Annotated in this window: 4 protein-coding genes; 2 read left to right on the top strand and 2 right to left on the bottom strand. The window is 59.9% G+C overall.

Annotated features, from left to right (window positions below; all coding sequences use genetic code 11):
- A partial coding sequence (locus P792_RS39010) for an ABC transporter ATP-binding protein (protein ID WP_035440199.1) occupies positions 1 to 928 on the bottom strand: 928 nt, incomplete at its 3' end.
- 115 nt (positions 929 to 1,043) lie between these two features.
- Between P792_RS39010 and nth the strand changes: the two genes are divergently transcribed.
- Positions 1,044 to 1,739: an endonuclease III gene (gene nth, locus P792_RS31660; RefSeq protein WP_023979368.1), complete on the top strand. Its 696-nt coding sequence runs from the start codon at positions 1,044 to 1,046 to the stop codon at positions 1,737 to 1,739.
- Positions 1,736 to 2,023, top strand: a complete 288-nt coding sequence (locus P792_RS31655) for a DUF1330 domain-containing protein (protein WP_023979367.1) — start codon at positions 1,736 to 1,738, stop codon at positions 2,021 to 2,023. The genes nth and P792_RS31655 overlap by 4 nt, the downstream gene beginning before the upstream one ends.
- Positions 2,024 to 2,074: 51 nt before the next feature.
- Here P792_RS31655 and P792_RS39005 read toward each other — a convergent pair.
- On the bottom strand, positions 2,075 to 2,414 hold a 340-nt coding region (locus P792_RS39005; RefSeq protein WP_035440347.1), incomplete at its 5' end, for a M23 family metallopeptidase.

The raw sequence follows: 2,414 nt of genomic DNA, 5'->3' as shown, positions 1-2,414 counted from the left end.
CCATCGTCAGCACATAGGCCACATCGCCGGGTCCGGCCTTGCCCTGCCACCATTGCCAGACGATCAGCGCTACCAGAAGCATACGCATGACCAGCGAGGCAAAGCCCTGCAGGTTGGCGCTGTTGGTCCCCCTGATCCAGGTGCGCGCCGTGCGCCCGCTCCAGGCACGCAGCACACGGTCCAGCCGGCGTTCCTCGCGATGTTCGGCGCCGAAAGCCTTGACCACGGCATTACAGGTCACGGCATCCGCAATGGCCGCGCCCACTTTCGTATCCCAGCGATTGGCCGCCCGGGCCGAAGGCGCCACGTAGCGCAGCGTCAGCACGACGGAGAGCCAGGTGAACAGCACAACAGAAAGTGCCAGCACGGCCCCCATAAACGGAGAGTGCCATGCCAGAACAAGCGTGGTGCCGGTCAGGACCAGCACCTCCGGAGCGATCAGCAGCAGCAAGGTGTCGTCAAGCGTGTCGATGGCCCACATGCCACGGGTCAGTTTGCGTACGGTGGACCCTGCGAAATTATTGGCGTGCCAGTCGGTCGAAAAGCGCTGCACACGCGCAAAGCCCTGAGACAGGGCGCGCTGCATGATGGCAAGGCTGAGATACGTAATGCCAAGATAGGAGGAACGCCGCCCCAGAAGCCCCACCAGCCCAAGCGCGATCAGCCCACCCACCATGAACAGCGCATCATTGCGCAGGGCCATTTGTGCGGCATCATGAGGGGCACCGCCGGTATGGCTGGAGATATCGGTCACCAGTCGGCCCGACAGGACCGGCATTGCCACGTCGGCAATGGTGGCGAGCGCAATACCGAGCACGGTGCGTGTCAGAAAGGCCGGATGCTCGAGCCATCGGCGCATCACGAAGCGCACGATGTCGACAAAGGCGATATCGCGCGGCCGGGTCGGGTTGTTGTCGGTATTGGACACGAGAGAAAGCTCCTCCGCCAGACGTTTGGCTGGGCGGGCATACTGGTAGTCTGGGGCGGGAAGCGCTTATTGTGGGGCTTCAAACGCCCTTATGCAACATGATGAAATGGTTCTGATGTCTCTTCCCTCGGCCAGAAGGGCCATGACCCTCGCGCAGGCACGTCAATTCATCACGGCACTGGCCGAGGCCAACCCGGATGCCGAGAGTGAACTGGTCTATGACGACGCTTTCTCCCTGCTCGTCGCGGTCGTGCTATCGGCCCAGGCAACCGATAAATCGGTCAACAAGGTGACGGCAGGTCTCTTTGCAGCCGCACCGGATGCAAAGGCCATGGTGGCACTGGGTGAGGAGGGCATTGCGGGCCATATACGCACGATTGGCTTATGGCGTGCGAAGGCGAAAAACGTGCTCAAACTCTCCGAGCAGCTTCTGGCGCTGCATGGCGGTGTGGTCCCCTCCGATCGGGCCGCGCTGGAGGCTTTGGCAGGCGTCGGGCGCAAGACCGCGAGCGTGGTGCTGAACGTGATGTTCGGCGAGAGCGCCATGGCCGTGGACACGCATATCTTCCGGCTTGGCAACCGTACCGGTCTGGCGCCTGGCAAGACGACACGCGCCGTTGAAGAAGGGCTGATCAAACGCATCCCGCCTGACATGCTGCGCCCCTCACATCACTGGCTGATCCTGCATGGTCGTTATGTGTGCAAGGCACGCAGCCCCGAATGCGGAATCTGTGTTGCCTACACGCCTTGCCTTTTCCCATTCAAGAACCAGAGCAGAAACGGCTCCAGAAGCAAAGGAGAGACTGCATGAGCACCTATATCGTCTTTACCCGCGAAAAGACGCTCGATCAGAACGAGCTCGACACTTATTTCTCTCTCGTTGCCGAGACATTCGAAGGTCATCCCATCAAGCCGATCGTGGCTTATGGCGCACAGAAATCTCTCGAGGGTGATGAGCCCGAGGGCATAGTCATTGTGGAATTCCCCGACAAGGCGTCGGCGCTGGCTTGGTATGATGGCGATGCCTATCGCAAGGTGCGCGAGCATCGCTTTGCCGGAGCAAAGTATCGCGCCACCCTGGTTGAGGGCGTATAACACCCACGCGGTGCAAGGCTTTCAGGCTGCATTCTGACAGCCTGAGAGAATCTAATTTCCGCTCAGCGCCGGAATGGCCCCCATTGCCTTCAGATCCCATCGGATCTGGAACGGCTCGGTACCCTTGTAGGCACCGACATGTACATGGGGGTTACGCGCGAACCCGTTATTGCTGTCAAGCGCCACGACATCGCCCGCTTTTACATGATCGCCCTTTTTTACCCTAATATCGCCAATATGGGCATAGATCACGTTCATGCCATCTGCTCTGGTGAACATGATGACGCTGGCTGGGGGTTTACCCATTTCGCCGGGACTATTGGTCACCGGATTCATGTGGATATAGGTCACGATTGAGTCGAAAGGCGCATGCACGGTCTTGTGCCAGCCA

The sequence above is a fragment of the Asaia sp. SF2.1 genome (genome assembly GCF_000505765.1).
In the GTDB taxonomy this organism is placed as follows: Bacteria; Pseudomonadota; Alphaproteobacteria; order Acetobacterales; family Acetobacteraceae; genus Asaia; species Asaia bogorensis.
Note: the sequence above shows the minus strand (reverse complement) of the source record. Positions and strands in the feature narration are given on the sequence as shown.